The sequence below is a fragment of the Streptomyces sp. NPDC005706 genome (assembly GCF_040631045.1).
Classification (GTDB): domain Bacteria; phylum Actinomycetota; class Actinomycetes; order Streptomycetales; family Streptomycetaceae; genus Streptomyces.
Map to the genome: position 1 here is coordinate 26,827 of NZ_JBEXYS010000041.1, position 18,504 is coordinate 45,330.

Consider the following 18,504-nt stretch of genomic DNA (forward strand, 5'->3'; position numbering starts at 1 on the left):
TCGTGTCGCTATGAGTCCTGATGGCGCGGCCGGAGCGCAAGCGAAGCGCGCCTGCCCTTGGATCGGCTCGTCGTCCTGCCGGTGCCGTATACACAACTCTGTTTCGATGCAGGGCGCGCAGGCGTCAGCGAAAGGAATCCCATGATCTTCATCACCGCCAAGTTCCGAGTCCGTCCCGAGCACGCCGACCGTTGGCCCGAGATCACCGCTGACTTCACCCGGGAAACGCGCGCCGAGCCCGGCTGTCTGTGGTTCGACTGGTCGCGCAGCGTGGACGAGCCGACGGAGTACGTCCTGGTCGAGGCCTTCCGCGACGACGAGGCCGGGGCCACGCATGTGCAGTCCGCGCACTTCAGGGCTGCGCAGCAGACGCTGCCGCCGCATCTGGTCGAGACGCCGCGCATCGTGAACGCGAGCGTTCCGCAGGATGACTGGTCGTTCCTCGGGGAGATGGCGGTCCCCGGACAGCAGTAGCTCCCTGTCCAAGCGTCAGCGAGCGGTGCGCTCACGTACGACCGCCGTGGCTCCACCGCTTCCGTCCGCCGCAGTCACGGGGGGGCACGGCAGTGCGAGTGCGGACATCACGAAGGTGAGGCCGAGCAGATTGCCGAGGTGGCGGTCGGGTGGTCACCGGAGGAGACACAACTGCTCGTATCGGAGCGCTGAAGAGGCACGTGGCCGTCGGCCAGGTGTCCGGGGGGATAGCCGTGTTCGCGGCCCCCATCATCTTCACTCGCGGCACAGGACCTTCGACCCGTGCCGGCGGCAGATCGTGAGAGCGAAGTGGAGGTCGAAGGCGTTGGCGTCGAGGTCAAGGTGGCAGTGGTCGACGGCGCGCTGGACGCGGTAGTGGACGGTGTTGCGGTGCACCATCGACTGGTCTGCGGTGGCGGCGTAACCGCGATTGGTGGCGAGGAAGACGCGGAGCGTCTCGCGGAGGAGTTCGCGGCGGCGGTCGTCCACGGCGAACTCGCCAAGGGTGTCGAAGACGAAGTCGGCCAGCTCGCGGGGCTCCTCGACCAGGAGAGCGACGGGGGCGACGCGGGTGAAGGCCGCCACTGCGGGGGTGCCGGCCGCCGCCGAGAGGGCGAGGACCTAGGCGCGGGCAGCGGCGCGGGTGCTGCGGCGGAAACCGTCGAGGCCCGGGCGGACGATGCCGAGGGCGACACGCATTGGCAGCGCGGCGTCGGCCAGTTCGGCGGCGATTGTCGGGGTCCACCGGGCAGTCGGGCCTGACGGCAAGCCAGATTCGGGCGTCGGCCTCGTCGGTGTGGACCAGCAGGGGGCGGCCCTGGGCATGCAGGACGGTGGACAACAGCGAAGCCAGCCGGTCGAAGACGGCGGTGGTGCCGGTGGTCCCCGTGGTGCCGTGGAGCCAGCCTTCGACGGCCATGTGGTTGCCGGACAACCGGTAGTCGAGGGCGGCCTCGGCCTGCAACAGATCGACGCGGGGGTTGTCGAGGAGCTGGTTGACCCAGTACTGGCGCAGCATGCCGCGGGTGCCCACCCAGCGTTCACGCTCCTCCTCGTAGACACAGACGATCTGGTCGCAGACCCGGTCCACATAGGCGGAGCTGGGGCCGACCAGGGTGATGACGGTGCCGGCCGGGTTCGGCAGCCCCAGTCGGACTGTCTCGGCGAGGACCAAGTCCAGGCTCTGCGCATGGCCGAGCCGGTAGGCGCGCAGCAAGGCCGAGAGCGGAACATCGCGCTGGGCGAGCCTGCGGGCGTAGGAGACGGCTGAGGCCGGCGCGTCCACGGTCCGCGGGTCGATGCGGTTGATGATGACGTGCAGGGCGGTGACGATGTTCTCGGTGATGCCGGCTTCCAGGAGCCCGTGCAGCGGCTCGTCGTGTTCCAGTTGGGCGATCTCCGCCTCGGTGGTGGCGACCAGCCTGGCGATGACGTCGTCCCGGTTGGCCTGTATCACCTGGGCCGCGAGAACGACCGGATCCGGTGCCCCCTCCGGCCGCTGCACGGGACCGCTCACCGGTCCAGGTACCGCAGTGCGGAGCGGGCGGCGTTCGCCCCGCACATGCCGTGCACACCGGCGCCGGGTGGGGTGGCCGCCGAGCACAGGTAGACGCTGGGGATGCCGGTGCTGTAAGGGTCGAGGGCCGCCCGGGGGCGCAGCGCGACCTGCCGTGCGGTGTTGGCACCGGCGACGATGTCGCCACCGACGAAGTTCGCGTTGTAGCCGGTCAGTTCGGTGGCCGAGCGCGCCGAGAGTCCCACGATCCGCTCCCGGGCCCCCGGCGCGAACCGCTCGATCTGGCGCAGCACCGCCTCGGTGGCGTCGCCCGGGTGGCCGTGCGGGACGTGGGCGTACGCCCAGATGGGGTGGATGTCGCCGCGGGAGGTGCCGCCGCGCGGTGCGGTGATGTACTACTTCACCAAGTGGCGCGATGACGGCACCGAGCAGACCATTCACGACCCGCTGCGCTGGCAGGTGCGGGAGAAGGCGCGGCGGAAGGCGGCCCCGAATCTGGTGGTGCTCGACACCCAGAGCGTGCACGCGGCGGCCGGGGTGCCCAGTCGACGGGGCGTGATGCGGCAAAAAAGTACCGGGCCGCAAGCGCGGCCTGGCCGTTGACGTCCTGGGGCTGGTGATCGCGGTGGTCGTGGTGGCCGCGTCGGTGCACGAGAACGCCGTCGGCATCGCGCTCCTGGACAAGGTCGCCGCCGACACCGACACCGTCGAGAAGGCCCTGGTCGACCAAGGCTTCAAGAATGCCGTCGTCGCGCACGGCAAACAGGTGGGCATCGAGGTGGAGATCGTGGAGCGCAATCCGGCGCAGACCGGGTTCGTTCCCCAGGCCAAGCGGTGGATCGTGGAGCGCGCCTACGGGATCTTGATGCTGCACCGCAGGCTGGTGCGCGACTACGAGCACCAGCCCCGCACCTCCGAGTCGCGGGTGTACTGGGCGATGACCGCGGTGATACTGCGCCGGCTGACCGGTGCCACCGCTGCGGCCTGGCGCACCGCATGACCGGCGGGGAGCTGACGCTCGGGGCGGTACTGGCCAGGCTGGAGGAGCGCGAGCGGGAACTCGCCGCGCAGGCCGAGGCGGCCAAGGAGCGGATCGCGGAACTCTCCGCGCAACTGGAGGAGCTTCACCAAACCGCCGAGGAGGTCCGGATCACCCGCAAAACGCTGCTGGAGCTGCCCGAGCCGATCCCGCCTGCGCCGCCACCGCCGAAGCTGCCGGACCATCCGGCCTACCAGCAGATCATGGCGGTGTTCACCGCAGCCGACGGCCCGCTGCAGGCCCGGCAGGTGTGCGAGACGATGGACCTGCCGATCGCACCCAACACCGTCAACGACGCCCGCCTGAAGCTCAAGCGGCTCGCCGAGCCCGGGATAGTGGTCGAGACCGAGCAGGGCTTGTTCACCCAGCCACGGCCGTAACCGCCAGGCGACGTCACGGCCGGCACTGGATTCCGTCTGGCTTAGCAATGGGGCGGAAGATTGCCATCAGTGCGGACCCTCCAGGCATCCCAGGTTGCGCGCTGGCGGCAAATACGGCAAAGCGGGTCGAAACGCCCATCGCGAACCAACATTAAACGCCCACTCAGAGGTCAGAGTGAGTCTGACGTCGCTCAGCCATCCCGGGTACAGGGTTTCCGGGACTTCGGATCTGCAGGGAGCAGATCCACCTCGCCGCGGGTGAGTTCCCGGTCGCCGATGATGTCGCACAGCTCGCGGTACCACCGACCTGGCGCCAGTTGGAGAGGTCCGCCGGTGCCGTCGGGGCCGACGTGGAGCACGGTGCTGCCGTCCGCCGAGGCGGCCAGGAACGAGTGCTGCCCGTCGAGTGCGCTGTCGCGCGGGCCGGTGAACGAGTAGAACGACTCGTAGCCGGGCTCGCCGATCCGGTAGACGCGTACGGTGTTGTTCGCGGCGACGAGGTAGCGGCCCTCGCCCTCCAGGAATTCGACGGCGAACGGCGTGCCCGCCGACTCGGCGAGGCTGCGCAGGGGGCCGATCTCCTTGTGCGGCGGATCGCCACGCCGCCACAGTTCCAACACCGAGCCCCTGCGCAGGATCGCGAAGTACTCGCCCTTGGCGTCGAACTGGGCGGCGAGGATGTCGTCGCCGGTCTTCATCGTCTCGGTGATGCGCCCGGTGGTGATGTCGACGACATGGATGCCGGGCCGGTCCAGGACGATGACGGCGACCCGGTTCGCCACCGGGTAGGGGCCGATCATCACCTCCGCGTCCTTGGCTCCTCCGGCTCGGGAGCGGACCGTCGCGGCGTCGAAGCGCGCGAGTCGCCGGCCGGTGCGCGGATCCCATTGCTCGACGATGTTTCCCGAAGCCGTGATCAGTTTCCCGCCGCGGTCGAAGAAGTAGCCGAAATCGTAGTTCGGGTGCTTGCTGCTGCCCTTGTCGTCGTCGATCTCGATGTCCCCGATCGACGGGGTGGAGTCATCGAGTCGGGGAGGTTCGGCGGTGGTGACGGTGGTGGTGCGGCGCAGCGTGGCGGTGTCGCGAACGGTGACGATGTTCGCGCCCTCGCGGTCGGCGACGAGCCGTCCGGTGCGGTCGAGGGCGAGGGGCTCGGAGGCTTCGGGTACCCAGTAGGGCTTGCGGCGCGGTACGTCGGCGAGCACGCGGGCGCTGTCCTCGCGTGCGTGGTGCCGTTGCATGCGCGAGCCGTCCGCCAGGACGGTGATCGAGTACTTGCCGTCGTGCGTGAGGAGTTCCTGGGCGACCTCGACGAACCAGTTTCCGGGGCGCAGTTGGACGAAACCGATCATCGACTCGTTGTGGCGGACGTAGTAGAGCCTGCCGCCGGACTCCGCGAGCCATGGGCTGCTCTTGGCGAGCGAGGAGGTCGAGTCGGGCAGGCTGTTGCGGGAGAGGACCTTGCCGTCGCGCATGTCGACGACGGTGAGGCCCTTGGGGGAGCTGAGAGCGACACGAAGGCCGGAGCTGTCGAGGGACTGCACGGAGCAGATGGTGGATGCGAAGTCCTTGTTCTTCTCCCTGTAGGCGTAGCCCTCTCGCGAGCCGTCGCGGACCCGGTGGACGGTGACCTCGGTGGTCTTGCCCCGCACGTGGCACAGGACGACTCGGGTCCGGTCGCCGGAGATGCGGATCTGGTCGGCGTCGGCGCGTACCACGAGCCGGCTCCTGCCGGTCTTGAGGTCGAGGGCGAGCAGGCTGCCCTTCTCGCCCTGCCCGAAGTCGCGGAACCGCTTGTAGACGGGGACCAGCAACGTCCGGTCGTCAGGGGCCGGCCACATCTTGAACTCGAGGCCCTTGGGCGCCGGAAGGTTCCCGGCGAGGATGCCGTGCGGGCCGTTGTCCAGGTTCCACCAGATGATGCGTTTGCGCACGTGGGCGACCATGATCGTGCCGTCGAGGGACATCGCGGGGGTTACGGTGTCGCTCCAGTTCGTGCCGATGCCGGGGGCGTCGGGGAGCCGGTGCAGCGGCCCGACGGGCTGCTTCGCGTCGGGGTGCACCTCGAACCACACGGCCTTGCCGTCGTACTGAACGTAGGCGGCGCGTCTCCCGTCGGCGGACACCATGACGTACTGGACCTTGTCGGTGGATGGCACCCGCACGGTGCGCAGCGGTCCGGTCAGGGCGTGCACGAACAGGGTGGCGCCGGAGCGCTTGGCCGCCCCGAGGACCACGTCGCCGTCACGGCTCTTGTCGAAGACGGTGTCGCCGAGCTCGCCGGAGAGTACCCGGTCGTAGTCCTTGTACTGAAGGTACTGGCGCAGCAGTTCGTTCTTGGCCTCCTGTGTGGGGGACATGTCGTAGGCGGCGAGGGAGAGCAACGCGGCGCGGGCCGGGTCGGTGACAGTCGACTCCGGCGCGGCCTGGGCGAGGGCACGGGAGGCACCGAGGGCGGCGCGTTCCTGGCTGCTGCGGCGTTCGACGACATAGAGCATGCCGAGCACCAGAGCGAACGCCAGGGCCGTGGCCAGACCGGAGAACAGGGCTCGCCGCCGGCGGGCGCGGGCACGGCGGTGGGTCCGGCCGGCCCTCAGGTAGTCCCGCTCCGCCTCGCTCAGGACCGCGGCACGCTCCGGGAGCCACTGTTCGGCGCCGGCTACCGCCGCGGAGGTCGGCAGGTGTTCGGGGGCACGGTCCGCCTCCTGCCAGCGCTCCATTTCGTGCTGCACGGTCTCCCGCCAGCCGAGGAAGGACCTGTCCTCGGCCACCCACGCGGCGAGCTTGTCCCACTCGCCGATCAGCGCCTCGTGCGTGAGCTCCACGGTCTCGGTGCCTTCGGCGCTGCGGTCGGTGACGAGCAGCCGGGTGTGGGCGGCGATGCGCTGGGCGATGCGCCACTGGTCCTCGCCGAGGTCGCCGCGCCGAGCGAGGCGCCGGGTGGCCGCAGCGGCACCGAGCGGCAACCGGACGAGCTGGGTGAACAGCCGGCGGGCGGTTGCCTCGTCGTCCGGCCGCACGTGTTCGGCCCAGACCCGGTCGGCGTGGTTGCCGAGCGCGCCGGTGACACCGCCGAGTTCATCGTACGCGCGGTGGGTGAGTACGCCGTCCTCCTGCCCCTGCCAGAGCAGTTCGAGGGTGAGGGCGAGGAGCGGCAGCGCGCCTGGTTCGGTGCCAGTGTCGGCGAGGATGCGCTCGGCGAGATGGGGCTCGTAGGAGACGCCGGGGAGGCGTTCGACGGGGGTGGTGACAATGTCGCGCAGTCCGTCCTCGCCGATCGGCCCGAGGGCGTGCAGGTGCCGACCGGTGACGGGTCCGAGGTGTGTGTGACCGAGGACGGGTTCGAGGAAGTCGGCGCGCAGGGTGGCGAGTACGCGGACGGCGGCCGGCAGGGCTTCTTCGGCGAACAGCACGTCGGCCAGTTCGCGCACGGCGTCCGGGGGCTGCGACAGCAGCTCTTCCAACTGGTCGACGATCACGAGCAGTCGACTGCCACCCTGGACTTCGAGCAGGCGGTCGATCGTGTCCGCGAGCCCGTGGTGGCGCAGTTGGCCGGACAGTTCGGGCAGGCGTGCCAGTCGTCGGGTCTCGGGCAGGTCGGGTTCCAGCAGCGGCAGCAGTGCGGAGGCGAGGGCCGCGAGGGGGCTGCTCCCGGACGCGGGCCGCAGGACGACGACGCAGGCGTCACGCGCTCGCAGCCGTGGCGCCACACCGGCGAGCGCCAGCGACGACTTGCCGGAACCCGACGGGCCCACGACGGTGACCCATTGCCGGTCGTCGAGCGCCCGGGCGATCCCGTCGCTCTCGTGCCGCCTGCCGTGGAAGACCGCCGCGTCGGCCTCCTCGAAGGCGGCGAGTCCGCGGAACGGCCCGGGCGGCCGCACGAGTGGGCCCAGTTCGGGCCAGGCGGCCACCAGACCCCTGGTGGGAATCAGGTAACTGACGGGCGGCTGACCGGACTCCGCCACCGCGACCATGCCGACCACACCCGACAGACCGTCGTCCCACACCGGCCCACCGCTGAAGCCCTGCGACACCGGGTAACCGTCACCGGCGAGATCGGCCTGCATCCAGCCGTCGGCCTGCCGCCCCCTCAGCACACCCGCGTGCCACACCCCGCCGGGGCGCCCGGCCGGCAGTCCGAAGGCCCGCACCCTGTGCCCCCAAAGCCCGTCCACGGCATCGTCGGAGGAGGCGTCGGCCGACTCGTCCGCGTCGACCAACCGCACGGGTCCCGCACCGGGCAACGGAGCCGCGAACCGCAGCACGGCGACATCGGCGGTACCGGAAGCCGCACCGCCCGGCCCCCTCGGCGGCACCCACAGTACGACGGTCGCGTCCCCATGCGGCACGGTGGGCACGAGAGGCAGGTCGACCGACAGGCGCGCGCCGGGTTCCGGTGGTGCGTCGGCCGACGTGCCGAGGGCGGCGGAGACCACGTGCGCGCAGGTCAGGGCGACCGTGTCGGACACCAGGAAGCCCACGCCGACGGGTTGCCGCCGTGCGTTCAAGATGCGTAGCAGCGCTCTGTCCAGGACCTTCGGGCCCATGGCCGCCGACTGCCGTTCCGGTCCCCGCGCCGACTTCATCGCGCCGCCCGGTCCGACGGACGACTCCAGGTCAGGGGCAGAGTGAAGCCGGCCTGCGCGGTGGTCCGGGAGATCCCCAGGTCCGCGCCGGCGGCGAGGGCCGGGCCGCGCGGTGCGACATCCCCGGCGCCACCGGGCGCGCACACGGGTGGTTCGACCGGATACGCCATGCGTCCCCCTCGCTCGGACCTCGTCGTCCATGCTCGCCGGGCAACATCCGGCGCTACGGGCACAGTTGCCATGTCTTCGCCTCCGCCGGGAGGTTGTCGCGTTCGTCCGCCGTGAACGCGCGGTCTCCGACGATGCGGCACAACTCCCGCTTCCACAGCTCCGGGTCGAGGACGAGGGCGCTGGCGGTCTTGTCAAAGGCGGCGTGGAGCACGGTCCTGCCGTCCTCGGACACGTCCGGGAACGAGTAGTCCCCCGTCCTGAGGGTCGAATCGGCGAACAGGTACGCGTCGCCGTAGCTCCGCTCGCCGATCCGGTAGGTGCGTACGGCGTTGTCCGCGGCGATCAGGAAGCGGCCGTCGTCGAGGAAGACGGCGCGGTACGCGTCGGCGCTGCTCTCGCCGACGGTGCTCAGCGGGCCGATCACCTTGCGTCCGGGGTCGCCGCGCTGCCACACCTCGAGTCCCGTCTCACGGCGCATGACCGCGAAGTACCGTCCGTCGGGACTGAATTCGGCGGAGAGGACATCCCCCTCGGTGGGCACGCGGGCTGTGACGCGTCCGTCCGTGATGTCGACGACGCGGATGCCGCGCTGCCCCCGCACGATCACGGAGACCTGGTTCCGGTCCGGATACGGGGCGATCGTCACGAGCGCGTCCGGGTCATCGCCGGGGCGCAGCGCGCCGGCGTCGAAGCGGGCGGTCTGCCGGCCCGTTCGCGGATCCCACTGCTGGACGACGGTGCCGGAGACCGTCAGCAGGCGGCCGGTGTGGTCGAAGAAGTAGCGGAACTCGTACTGCTGGAAGTGCCAGCTGAGCGCCCCACTGACGTCCAGGTCCCGGACCCAATGGGTGCCGGGCCGGGTCTTCGGCGGCCGGACGGCGGTAACGGTGGCCACCTTCCGCAGCGTCGACGCGTCCCGGACGACCACCGTGTCGGCGGACTCGCGGTCGGCGACGAGCCTGCCGCTGCCGTCGAAGACGGGCAGGTCGGGCTGGTCGGGCACCCAGTACGGCTTCGCCCGGGACGCCTCCGCGAGGACCTGTCCTCTCCGCCCCGGGTCGGCCGGGCGCAGTTCCATGCGGGAGCCGTCCTCCAGGACGGTGATCGTCCGCTTCCCGTCGGCGGTGAGCCGCTGCTGAGCGACCTCGGGCAGTCGTCTGCCCGGTGTCAGTCCCAGGAAGGTGATCATCGACTCCTGTTGGCTCACGTAGTAGAGCCTGCCGTGCGACTCCGCAAGGAGGTCCGCGGGCATGGACTGTGCGCCGGATCGCGGCAGCGGCGACCAGGAGATCGTCTCGCTCCTGTTCAGGTCCACGACGCGCAGTCCTTCACCCCAGGGGAGCGAGACGCGCCGCCCGGTCGCGTCGACGGCGTCCACCGTACATATGTCAGTGGCATACGCCTTGTCCTGCTCTCGGTAGGGGCGGCCGATCCCGGCGCCGTCGGAGGTCCGGTGACGGCTGACGACGGTGTGCTTGCCCTCCGCTCGGCACACGACCGCGGTGCGGCGGTCACCGGACACGAGGATCTCCACGGCCTCGGAGAGGAGTTGCGTGACGCGGCCGGTGCCCATGTCCACGGACTTCAGCGCCTGCGCGCCCGACGCCGTGTAGACCTTCGTCAGCATCGTCCGCCCGTCCGGGCCGAGCCACAGGGCGGTGTTCATGTCGTGGGGTGCGGGCACCTCACCGGCGAGGGTGCCACGGTCCAGGTTCCACCACACCAGGCGGCCCCGGACGCGCGCAGCGAGGACACGGCCGTCCGCCGACATCGCGGGGCGCACCGAGGATTCCCAGCTGACGTCGCTGCCGCCCGGCGCGTCGGGCAGCCGGTGCATCGGGCCGAGCAGGCCTGCGGCGCCGGTGTCCACCTCGAACCATACGGCCCTGCCGTCCGCCTGGACGTAGGCGCCGCGCCTGCCGTCCGCGGACACCGCGACTCCCTGGACCTGCCCGGTTGAGGGCACCTGGGCGCTGAGCACCGGACCGGAGGTGGCGCCGACGTACAGGACGGCCCGGCCCAGCTTCGAGGTGGCCAGCACGACGTCGCCGGTCGCACTGGTGGTGACCTCCCGGACCGTGCCCAGCACACCGGAAAGTACCCGGTCGTAGTCCTTGAAGCGCAGGTACTGCCGCAGGAGCGCGTTGCGGGCCTCCGGCGTCGGCGCCGTGCGGTAGGCGGCAAGTGCCTTCAGCACGCTGAGGGCGGGTTCCGTGCGTACGTCGTCCTCCGCAGCCACCGCGAGAGCGCGGGAGGCGGCTTCCGCCGCGCGTCCCCGGCTCTCCTCCCGCGTGGCGTAGAGCGACGACAGTGCCACCAGGACCAGTGCCACGACGAGACCGACGGCCGAGAGCACCGTCCGCCGCCGACGGGCCCTCGCGCGGCGGTGGGCGCGGCCGGCGTCCAGGTAGCGTCGTTCGGTATCCGTCAGTTCTTCGCCGCGTTCGCTCAGCCACTGTTCGGACCGGGCGAGCTGCAGGGGCGTCGGAAGCAACTGCGAGGGACGCTCGGCGTGCTCCCAGCGGTCCATGTCCTGCTGCAGAGCGGCCCGCCACTCCAGGAAGGCACGGTCCCCGGTGGTCCAGTCGGCCAGTTTGCCCCAGTCGCTGATCAGCGCCTCGTGCGCGAGTTCCACGGTCTCGGTGCCCTCGACGTCGCGGCCGGTCACCAACAGCCTCGTCCCCGCGAGCCGTTGCGCGACCCTCCACTCCTCGGCGCGCAGTTCGGTGCGCAACGCCATCCGCCGGATGGGCGCGGGCGTGCCGACCGGGACCCGGACGAGCCGGGTGAACAGCCGCCTGGCCGCTTCTTCGTCCCCGGGCGGCACGCACGCTTCCCAGACCCGGTCGGCGTGTTCGCCCAACGCGCCGGTCACACCGCCAAGCTCCTCGTACGCCCGGTGCGTCAGCAGGCCGCCCTGCTGCCGCTGCCACAGCAGGTCGAGAGTGAGGCCGAGGAGCGGCAGCCGACCCGGCCCCGGGTCGGTGTCGGCGAGGATGCGCTCGGCGAGATGGGGTTCGTAGAACACACCTGGGACGGCCTCCACGGGCACGGTCACGATCTCGCGCAGGCATTCCGGGGCCGGCGGGGCGAGCGCGTGCAGGTGTCCGCCGATCTCCGGGCCGAACCGCGGATGGGCCAGCACCTGCTCCAGGAAGTCGGCGCGCAACGTGATCAGTACGCGGACAGTGCCGGGCAGCGTGTCGCCCGTGAGCAGGTCGGCCAGCTCGTCGACAGCGTCCGGTTCCAGGCCGAGGACCTCCTCGAATTGGTCGACCACGAGGAGCAGTCGGCTGCCGCGCCTCAGCTGGAGCAGCCGGGCCACGAGGTCCGCCGGGCCGTGGCGGCGCAGCACTTCGACGAGTTCCGTGATCCGCTGGGGGCGCTCGGCCTCGGGCAAGCCGGGCTCCAGCAGCGGCAGCACGGCCGCCGCGAAGGCAGTGAGCGGGCTACTGCCGGGAGTCGGCCTCACCACCGCCACCTGGGCGCCTTCCGCGCGCAGCCGGGGCACCACGCCGGCCAGGGCCAGCGACGATTTGCCGGATCCCGACGGCCCCACGACGGTGACCAGGCGCTCGGCGGCCAGTGCCCGCGCCACGTCGTCGCTTTCGGCCCGCCTGCCGTGGAAGATCGCCGCGTCCGTTTCCTGGAATGCCGAGAGAGCCCGGAACGGCGACGGCGGCAGCGTGACCTCGCGCAGCTCGGGCCGGGCGGCCAACAGTCCGCCGGTGGGTATCAGGTAACTGACGGGCGGTTGTCCGGACTCGGCCACCGCGACCATGCCGACGACACCTGACAGCCGGTCGTCCCATACGGGGCCGCCGCTGAAGCCCCGGGACACCGGATACCCGTTGCCGGCGAGATCGGCCTGCACCCAGCCGTCGGCCTGCCGACCCCGCAACACCCCCGCGTGCCAGACCCCGCCGGGACGGCCGACGGGCAGCCCGAACGCCCGCATCGGGTGCCCCCACAACTCGTCCGCGTGCACCAAACGCACCGGTGCCGCTCCCGGAAGCGGCGTCTGCAGCCGAAGCACGGCCACGTCGGCGGGCTCGACGACATCGTCGCGCGTGGCGGGCATAGAGGGTTCGGCGCGCGCGGAGGGCACCGAGGATCCCCCGTTGGGTGTCCGCGGCGGCACCCAGTGCTCGACACCGGCCGTCGTCGCAGGCGTGCCGCCGTCGGGCTGCGGGGCGGGCACGAGGGGAAGGTCGACCTGGATCCGGGCGGAAGCGGGAGGCGCCGCGTCCCCCGTCGTGCCCAGGGCCGCATGAACCACGTGCGCGCAGGTCAGGGCGAGCGTGTCGGAGACCAGGAAGGCGACGCCGACGGGCTGCCCACGGCCGTCGAGGACACGCAGTACGGCCGCGTCCAGGGACTGCGGGCCCGTACCCACCGTACGTTCGGGCGGTAACGCGGGCACTGTCATCCCGCGGCGTCCGCTGCCGGTTCGCCGGACGACTCATTGCGCCAGGTCAGGGTGACCTTGAAGTTGGCCTGTCCGGTCGTCCGGGAGATCACCACGTCCGCCTCGGCCGACAGGGACAGGCCGAACTCGACGCCGATCTCGTCGGGTTGCCGTGCCATATCGCGGAATCCGTCGACGAAGTTCTCCGCGACCGGCCGGATCCCGGCGAGCATGTCGTTCAGCGACCGGGTCGCCCGCGCCACGACCTGCCCGGGACGGGCGACCTGCACCAGCCCGTCCGCGACCTCGTCGATCTGGACCTTGATGATGCCGGTCGCATCCGACGGAGCGGATCCCGCCCCCTCGCCACCCGCTCCCGCGCCGCCCGCCCCGGAAACGGGCAACTCGACCAGGTACGCCATGCTTCCCCCTTCGCGACACCTGCCACGCCGGCTCCGTACACTACCGATTCGACGGCCTGCCGGGACCGGATCGTCTCCAGGCGCTGCGAATTTGACGGCACGTCAGTAGGAACTGAAATCTCACTCCCGGCAATCCGGATGAGCGCAGAACCTCACCCCGCAGGACCAGAGACCAGCTCGTCGGACAGGTCGGTCTTGCAGGACTTGCGCTCGCTCACAGCAACCAGCCCAGCACGCCCGAGTCCGCCGACCGGCCGGGATACCGCACTGCCACACATTCAGCTGACGCCAAATCACCTATGCACTTACATACCGCCCTCTAAGTTTGATCGGTGTGATCGACTTCCGCCAGTTCGTGCTCACCAATTGCATGGAGCCGTACGCTGGCCCCTGTTCGAAGCGTGGCTGATGGCGTCCCTCGGAGGCTGGTTCGCGTCATACAGCCGCTGGGCGGGTGTGCTTCCTGGGGCACCGACTACCACGCTGTCGTTGGGATCCCCGGGAGCCTGGAATCCGTCAACCGTTTCGAACGCAGGTGGCCCTGTCCCCTCTGTTCGTGCAGGACGGAGAAGATTGCTCCGGGACCGTTCTCGATACGCCTACCAGCGGTCATAGCCTGTGCGGTCCTCCTCCCGCACCGGCAGCTGCACGGGGGCGTCGCGTACGGGGAGAGTGACCGTCTCCCCCGGAGCGGGCCCTTGTCGTAGTGGAACGGCGGTCCCTTCGAAGATCCCGAACAGTTCGGGATCTTCGTAGCGGCCCGCCAAGGCGACGCGCCCGGGGCGTCGCGCCGCAGTCACCCGCACGGGCTACCGCGTAGAGCGCGCCGACGCCGGTCACCAGGGTGGCGAGCAGGAGACGCAGAACGGTTTCGGGTAGATGGGGCTGGAGGTGTGCGCCGATACTGGCAACGCGCCTTCCATCTCACCCGACAACACCTCGAAGCCGGCGGGACCCTGCCCACGGCGCCGGGCGACGTCTTGCACCAGAGCGAGGACCTCGGACGTCGGACGGTGGGTACGCTCGGTCCGGCTCGGCTGGGACAAGCTCACCACCGCCCAGTAGTGGCTGTGCGAGCAGATCCTCGGGATCGCCTCCGCCGACGACGAGAAGCCGAAGCCGCGGCACAGCCAGGCGGACACGTGAGCGCTGAACTACGCGGCCGCCCGCCAGTACTACCTGCGCGAAGGACACCTACGGGTACCGAGGAAACACATCGAGACGATCACCGTCGGCGAGGGCGAGGGCGAGGAGATGCTGGAACTCAGGCTCGGAGCATGCATCAGCAACCAACGCAGCCGTGCCGCCACGCTGTCGCCGAAGAGGGTAGAGCAGCTCCTGCACTGCCCTGCAGGACGATGTGGAATCCGCTGGCGGTCAGAGGCGGACACCGCCACTCCCACGGCCCCCGCTCCTTGATCGAGCATGCCTCGATACGTCCGATCCGGACACTGCCGATCACCTCGCTGAGCACATCCACCCGGCGGAGCCCAGCGCCGGGCGACGCGGGCCCTCGTACGCACGCGTAGGCATCGGGCCTCTGGAGCGCGGGCCGACGCGGCGGAGGCCGAGGGGATCGATACCGGTGGCTCCGATCGTGTCGCCACCATGGTGAGCTGGGCCGTTGCCGTGGGCGCTCCGTTCTTCGCCCCCGTGGCACGGGCCATCGACCGCATGGACGAGCCTGAGGTGGGCTTGTGGCTACGCTGGCCGAATACCTGGAGCGGGCGGAACTCGTCAAGCGCGCGCTGAGCGATGCCGGACGCGTGGAGGTGCACTCGGAGAGCGTAGAGGTCGAGTTCGCCGTCCCCCGCGCCGAGACTTTCCTGGACGAGTTCGATCCGGTCCTCCGCATCTCTACCCCAGTACCGCACCGCGATCTCCCAGAACGGCAATCGCCTCCGTGAGCTCCTGGCCGAGGAAGTGCGACTGACCACGGAGACGGGAGTACCTCCGGTGCGGGGCAACACCGCCCACGCCCGAATACGTTCCCTCTGAGTGGTGGGCGGTCGCATCACCCATGTCGTACCCGACCCGCCGCCGCATCGCAGGCCCACAGAATTCCCACAAAGACACCCCCTAACTTCTCGCGGCACAGGTGGCGGGTCAACTCCGCCCTGTCACGTGACAGCTGCACTGAAAGAGGGGGAGCCTTCGCCATGCCGACCGAGCCGACACCGGCCTCCACCGCGCACAAGGCCCTGATACTGCGCCTGCTGCGCGAGCACGGCCCGCTGACCCGAGGAGAATTAGGGCCCCTGAGCGGCCTGTCCCGCACCACGCTCTACGACGCCGTCGGAGCGCTCATGGACAACGGCACCGTCCTCGCCTCGGTACCGGAGGTGGCCCGGCGCAGGCGCGGCAGGCCGGCGGAGGTGCTGACCCTGAACCCCGGGGCAGGCCGGCTGCTCGGTATCGAGTTCGCGCGCCGGGCGGTGCGGGTGGCCGCGATGGACGCGACGCACGCGACGCACGCGATAGTCGGCACGACCGGCGAACCGCACGGTCCCGACACCCCGTGGCAGACCCGCATCGACCTCGCGTGGCGGCTGGCGGACCGGCTGACGGGCGGAACGCTGCGGCCGGGCGCCCTGAACGGCATCGGCATCGGCGTGACCGGGTCGGTCGGACCGTCTGGGCACGGGCCGCTGTGGTCTCCTCGGCATGACGTCGTGGCGGCGCGCGTGCGCGAACGCTTCGGCGCACCGGCGCTGATCGACGACAACACCCGGCTGGCCACCCTGGCCGAGACGATCTGGGGAGCCGCCGCGGGCGAACGGAACGTGCTGTATCTGCGGTTGTCGCACGGCGTCGGCGGCGGACTGGTGATGGCCGGCGCCCTGCACCGCGGCGCCGACGGCCGCTCCGGAATGTTCGGCCACATCAGCGTGGACCCCGACGGCGCGCCCTGCGAGTGCGGCGCGGTCGGATGCCTGGAGACCGTGGCATCGGTCGGGGCGGTACTCGACGCCTGCCGAACCGCGGGATGTGCGGTGGCGGACGTGCCGGAGCTGGTGACCGCGCTGGAGTCCGGCGACGAGATCGCGCATGCGGTGTTGTCGCAGGTGGGCGCGCAGGTCGGGAGGGTGTTGGCCGATGTGAGCCATGCCGTCGGACCGGACGTGATCGTCATCGGCGGTGAGTTGGTCGACGCCGGTCGGGCCCTGATGGCGCCGATCGAGCGCGTGCTCGACACCCGTATCGCCCGCGGCTCGTACGGGGTGCCTCGCGTGATTCCGGCCGGACTCGGCGACCCCGGCACCGCCCTCGGCGCCATCGCCCTGCTCCGGCGGCACACGGATCGTGAAACGCCCGGGCTGCGGGGGACAGCCCGGGCGCTCATGCCGTGAACCGGGTGGCTAGTGCAGGACCTTCTGCCGGACGACGATGTGACCGGCGTCGGGGTCGAGGCTCCCGCCGAGCCTGCGGAAGGCGCCGTCGGTCAGGTCCAGGCACTTGGGTTCCTGCTTCGTGTGCTTGAACGTGCCACGGTCGTTGATGCGTACGACCAGGGACTTGCCGTTCGCCACGTTGGTGACCTTCACCCTGGTGCCGAAGGGCACTTGGTGCTTGCGGGTCAGCGAAGTCGCCGCGGTGTTCTTGCTGTTGTCGAAGATGTCGCCGTTCGACGTGGTGCTGCCGGGAGGTACCGGGCCGTAGTGCGTCGCCCAGCACTTCGGCCTGTGGGCCTGTGCGGAGTCGGTCGCGGCGGAACTCGCCGGAGCGAGGGCGACGACCACGGTCAGTGCGGCTGTTCCGGCCGCGAGGCAGGCGTGCAGGATCCGCTTGCTCATGTCGTGAGCCTCGTTTCTCTTCTCTTGTCGTTGGATCGAACGTCGGTGGGTCGAAAGGGCGGCAGAGGGTCCTTCAAGCCCGCCGCCCGATAGGCGGCGCCCACCCGGTTGGCCTTCGCACCGTGGTACAGGCCGGTGCCGTCGCCGCGGTTCGTGGAGAGGGTGAACCACGCGTAGCGCCGGACGTAGGACAGGTGCTGGAGCATGGCCGTCGACTTCTTCACGAAGGCGGCCTGTTGCGCCTTGGTCGGATAGCGCGGGATGCCGGACGAGAAGTCGGTCAGGGCGTATTCGGTGAGCCAGATCGGCTTCTTGTAGCGCTTGTGCACTGCCTCGACGTAGCCGCGCAACTGCGCCGTCGCGCGTTGGGAGTTGAAGTCGGCGCCGTACCAGTGCAGGGGAATGAAGTCGACCCGGTAGTGGCGGGCGGCGGCGCCCTTCATGAACCGGTCCAGCCAGCCGCCGGCGACATCGCCGCCGGTGGCCACGGCGGGAGCGCCGAGGCGCAGACCGGTCGACTGGAGCCGGGGCCACAGGTCGAGTGCCTGGTCGACAGTCATGTCCGCCTGGTCCGGCCTGTCGGGTTCGTTGAAGCCGAGCAGCGTGCTGCCCTGCTTCTTCGCCTGGCCGAGCTCCTGCTTGGTCACTGAGCCCTTGTCATGGATCATGGGAACGAACTCGACGCCCCGCGGCGGCTTGATGCCGCGCTTTCCCGAGGACCAGGTGTAGAACCACCCGACGTTCGCGTTCGCGAGCGTCTTGGTGACGCCGTCGAACTTCCAGGCGCTGATGCCCTTCTTCTTCGCCGCGGAGGCGGCGGAGGCCGCGGAGGCCGCGGAGGCCGCGGGGAGGGTGGCGGAATGGCCGCCCGCCACGAACGCGGTGGGCGTTGTGCCCTGGCTGCCGGCCACGAGTACGGCCGAGAGCAGTAACGGCAGGGCGAGGACGCGTATGTGCGGCATGACGTCCCCCGCCGTCAGCAGCTGAGGTGCCGGCCGGTGCCGGCGTGGAGCATCTTGGTGAACTTCTTGTACTTCGCGATCCGTTCCCGCATCTCGGCCGTGTTGGTGCCGTTGCATTCGAGGCTGCCGTTGATGCTGCGGATGGTCTCGCCGAAGCCGCCGCTCCCTACCATCGCGTGGTGGGGCGTCATGGTGCCGGGGCCGGACTGGGTCATCCAGTACCAGAGCGCGAGCTTCCAGGTCACGACGGAGTTCTTCGCCGCGAGGTTCGGGTGGTGCAGCAGGTCGACGTGGAACTTGTCGCCGGCGGCCTTGTAGTTGTAGTTCCAGCTGATCTGGAGGGGGCCGCGGCCGTGGTAGGCGGACTGGCCGGCGGGACAGCCGTACGGCTCCGGCCGGCAGTACGTCGGCCAGTTGGCCTTGTTCTGCTCGTTGATGTAGATCAGCCCGCTGGTCTCGTGGCTGACGTTCGCGAGGAACGCGGCGGCCTCACGCTTCCTGGTCCCGGCGTCGCCCGTGTGCGCGAAGGCCGGGAACGCCTTCATCGCCTTGACCAGGCCCTTGTAGGTGTAGAGCTTCTTGTGGTGCGGGAACATCTTGTTGTACTGCGCCTTGCTGACGACGAATCCACCCCGCTGTTCTGCGGCGGACGCCGTGTTGACGCTGAGACCGATCGCGGAGCTCGTGATCAGTACGGCCGTGAGAACGGCCTGGACGGTGCGTGGCTTGCGCATGCGGCAACTCCTTGC

At 70.5% G+C, this 18,504-nt stretch carries 11 protein-coding genes and 3 pseudogenes; 6 read left to right on the forward strand and 8 right to left on the reverse strand.

Going from position 1 to position 18,504, the window contains the following annotated elements:
- Window positions 1-141: 141 nt before the first annotated feature.
- On the forward strand, window positions 142-474 hold the full coding sequence (locus tag ABZ478_RS35945) for a putative quinol monooxygenase (protein ID WP_359556424.1): 333 nt from the start codon (window positions 142-144) through the stop codon (window positions 472-474).
- A 255-nt stretch (window positions 475-729) separates the two neighbouring features.
- On the opposite strand, the gene ABZ478_RS35950 is transcribed toward ABZ478_RS35945, so the two are convergent.
- Window positions 730-1,059: a helix-turn-helix domain-containing protein gene (locus ABZ478_RS35950; protein ID WP_359556427.1), complete on the reverse strand. Its 330-nt coding sequence runs from the start codon at window positions 1,057-1,059 to the stop codon at window positions 730-732.
- Window positions 1,060-1,986: 927 nt separating this feature from the next.
- Window positions 1,987-2,358: pseudogene (locus ABZ478_RS35955) on the reverse strand (FAD-dependent oxidoreductase); the annotation flags it as partial.
- Here ABZ478_RS35955 and ABZ478_RS35960 point away from each other — a divergent pair.
- Both ABZ478_RS35960 and ABZ478_RS35965 read left to right on the forward strand, forming a co-directional pair.
- Window positions 2,351-2,990 (forward strand): annotated as a pseudogene (locus ABZ478_RS35960) (transposase); the annotation flags it as partial. The pseudogenes ABZ478_RS35955 and ABZ478_RS35960 overlap by 8 nt on opposite strands.
- Window positions 2,987-3,409, forward strand: coding sequence for a hypothetical protein (locus ABZ478_RS35965; RefSeq protein WP_359556428.1), 423 nt, complete (start codon window positions 2,987-2,989; stop codon window positions 3,407-3,409). The pseudogene ABZ478_RS35960 and the gene ABZ478_RS35965, both read left to right, overlap by 4 nt.
- A 191-nt stretch (window positions 3,410-3,600) precedes the next feature.
- Here ABZ478_RS35965 and ABZ478_RS35970 read toward each other — a convergent pair whose 3' ends face one another.
- The 3 genes from ABZ478_RS35970 to ABZ478_RS35980 all read right to left on the reverse strand — a co-directional run bounded on the left by ABZ478_RS35970 (window position 3,601) and on the right by ABZ478_RS35980 (window position 12,999).
- On the reverse strand, window positions 3,601-7,920 hold the full coding sequence (locus tag ABZ478_RS35970) for a serine protease (protein ID WP_359556430.1): 4,320 nt from the start codon (window positions 7,918-7,920) through the stop codon (window positions 3,601-3,603).
- 301 nt (window positions 7,921-8,221) lie between these two features.
- Complete coding sequence (locus ABZ478_RS35975; RefSeq protein ID WP_359556433.1) at window positions 8,222-12,565, reverse strand: trypsin-like peptidase domain-containing protein; 4,344 nt, start codon at window positions 12,563-12,565, stop codon at window positions 8,222-8,224.
- Between the two features lie 29 nt (window positions 12,566-12,594).
- Entirely contained in the window at window positions 12,595-12,999 is a 405-nt protein-coding gene (locus ABZ478_RS35980; protein WP_359556435.1) for a CU044_2847 family protein, read from the reverse strand.
- A 905-nt stretch (window positions 13,000-13,904) separates the two neighbouring features.
- Between ABZ478_RS35980 and ABZ478_RS35985 the strand changes: the two are divergent.
- The 3 genes and pseudogenes from ABZ478_RS35985 to ABZ478_RS35995 form a co-directional block, all read left to right on the forward strand.
- A pseudogene (locus ABZ478_RS35985) lies at window positions 13,905-14,418 on the forward strand (helicase associated domain-containing protein); the annotation flags it as partial.
- Window positions 14,419-14,696: 278 nt separating this feature from the next.
- A complete protein-coding gene (locus ABZ478_RS35990) occupies window positions 14,697-14,906 on the forward strand; it encodes a hypothetical protein (RefSeq protein ID WP_359556436.1) in 210 nt (69 codons plus the stop codon).
- A 252-nt stretch (window positions 14,907-15,158) separates the two neighbouring features.
- Complete coding sequence (locus tag ABZ478_RS35995) at window positions 15,159-16,349, forward strand: ROK family transcriptional regulator (protein WP_359556438.1); 1,191 nt, start codon at window positions 15,159-15,161, stop codon at window positions 16,347-16,349.
- A 9-nt stretch (window positions 16,350-16,358) separates the two neighbouring features.
- On the opposite strand, the gene ABZ478_RS36000 is transcribed toward ABZ478_RS35995, so the two are convergent.
- The 3 genes from ABZ478_RS36000 to ABZ478_RS36010 are packed head-to-tail and all read right to left on the reverse strand — an operon-like array spanning window position 16,359 to window position 18,489.
- Window positions 16,359-16,793, reverse strand: coding sequence for a septal ring lytic transglycosylase RlpA family protein (locus ABZ478_RS36000; RefSeq protein ID WP_359556440.1), 435 nt, complete (start codon window positions 16,791-16,793; stop codon window positions 16,359-16,361).
- Complete coding sequence (locus ABZ478_RS36005; protein WP_359556443.1) at window positions 16,790-17,755, reverse strand: glycoside hydrolase family protein; 966 nt, start codon at window positions 17,753-17,755, stop codon at window positions 16,790-16,792. The genes ABZ478_RS36000 and ABZ478_RS36005 overlap by 4 nt, the downstream gene beginning before the upstream one ends.
- 14 nt (window positions 17,756-17,769) lie before the next feature.
- Window positions 17,770-18,489, reverse strand: a complete 720-nt coding sequence (locus tag ABZ478_RS36010; protein ID WP_359556445.1) for a chitinase — start codon at window positions 18,487-18,489, stop codon at window positions 17,770-17,772.
- Window positions 18,490-18,504 lie beyond the last annotated feature (15 nt).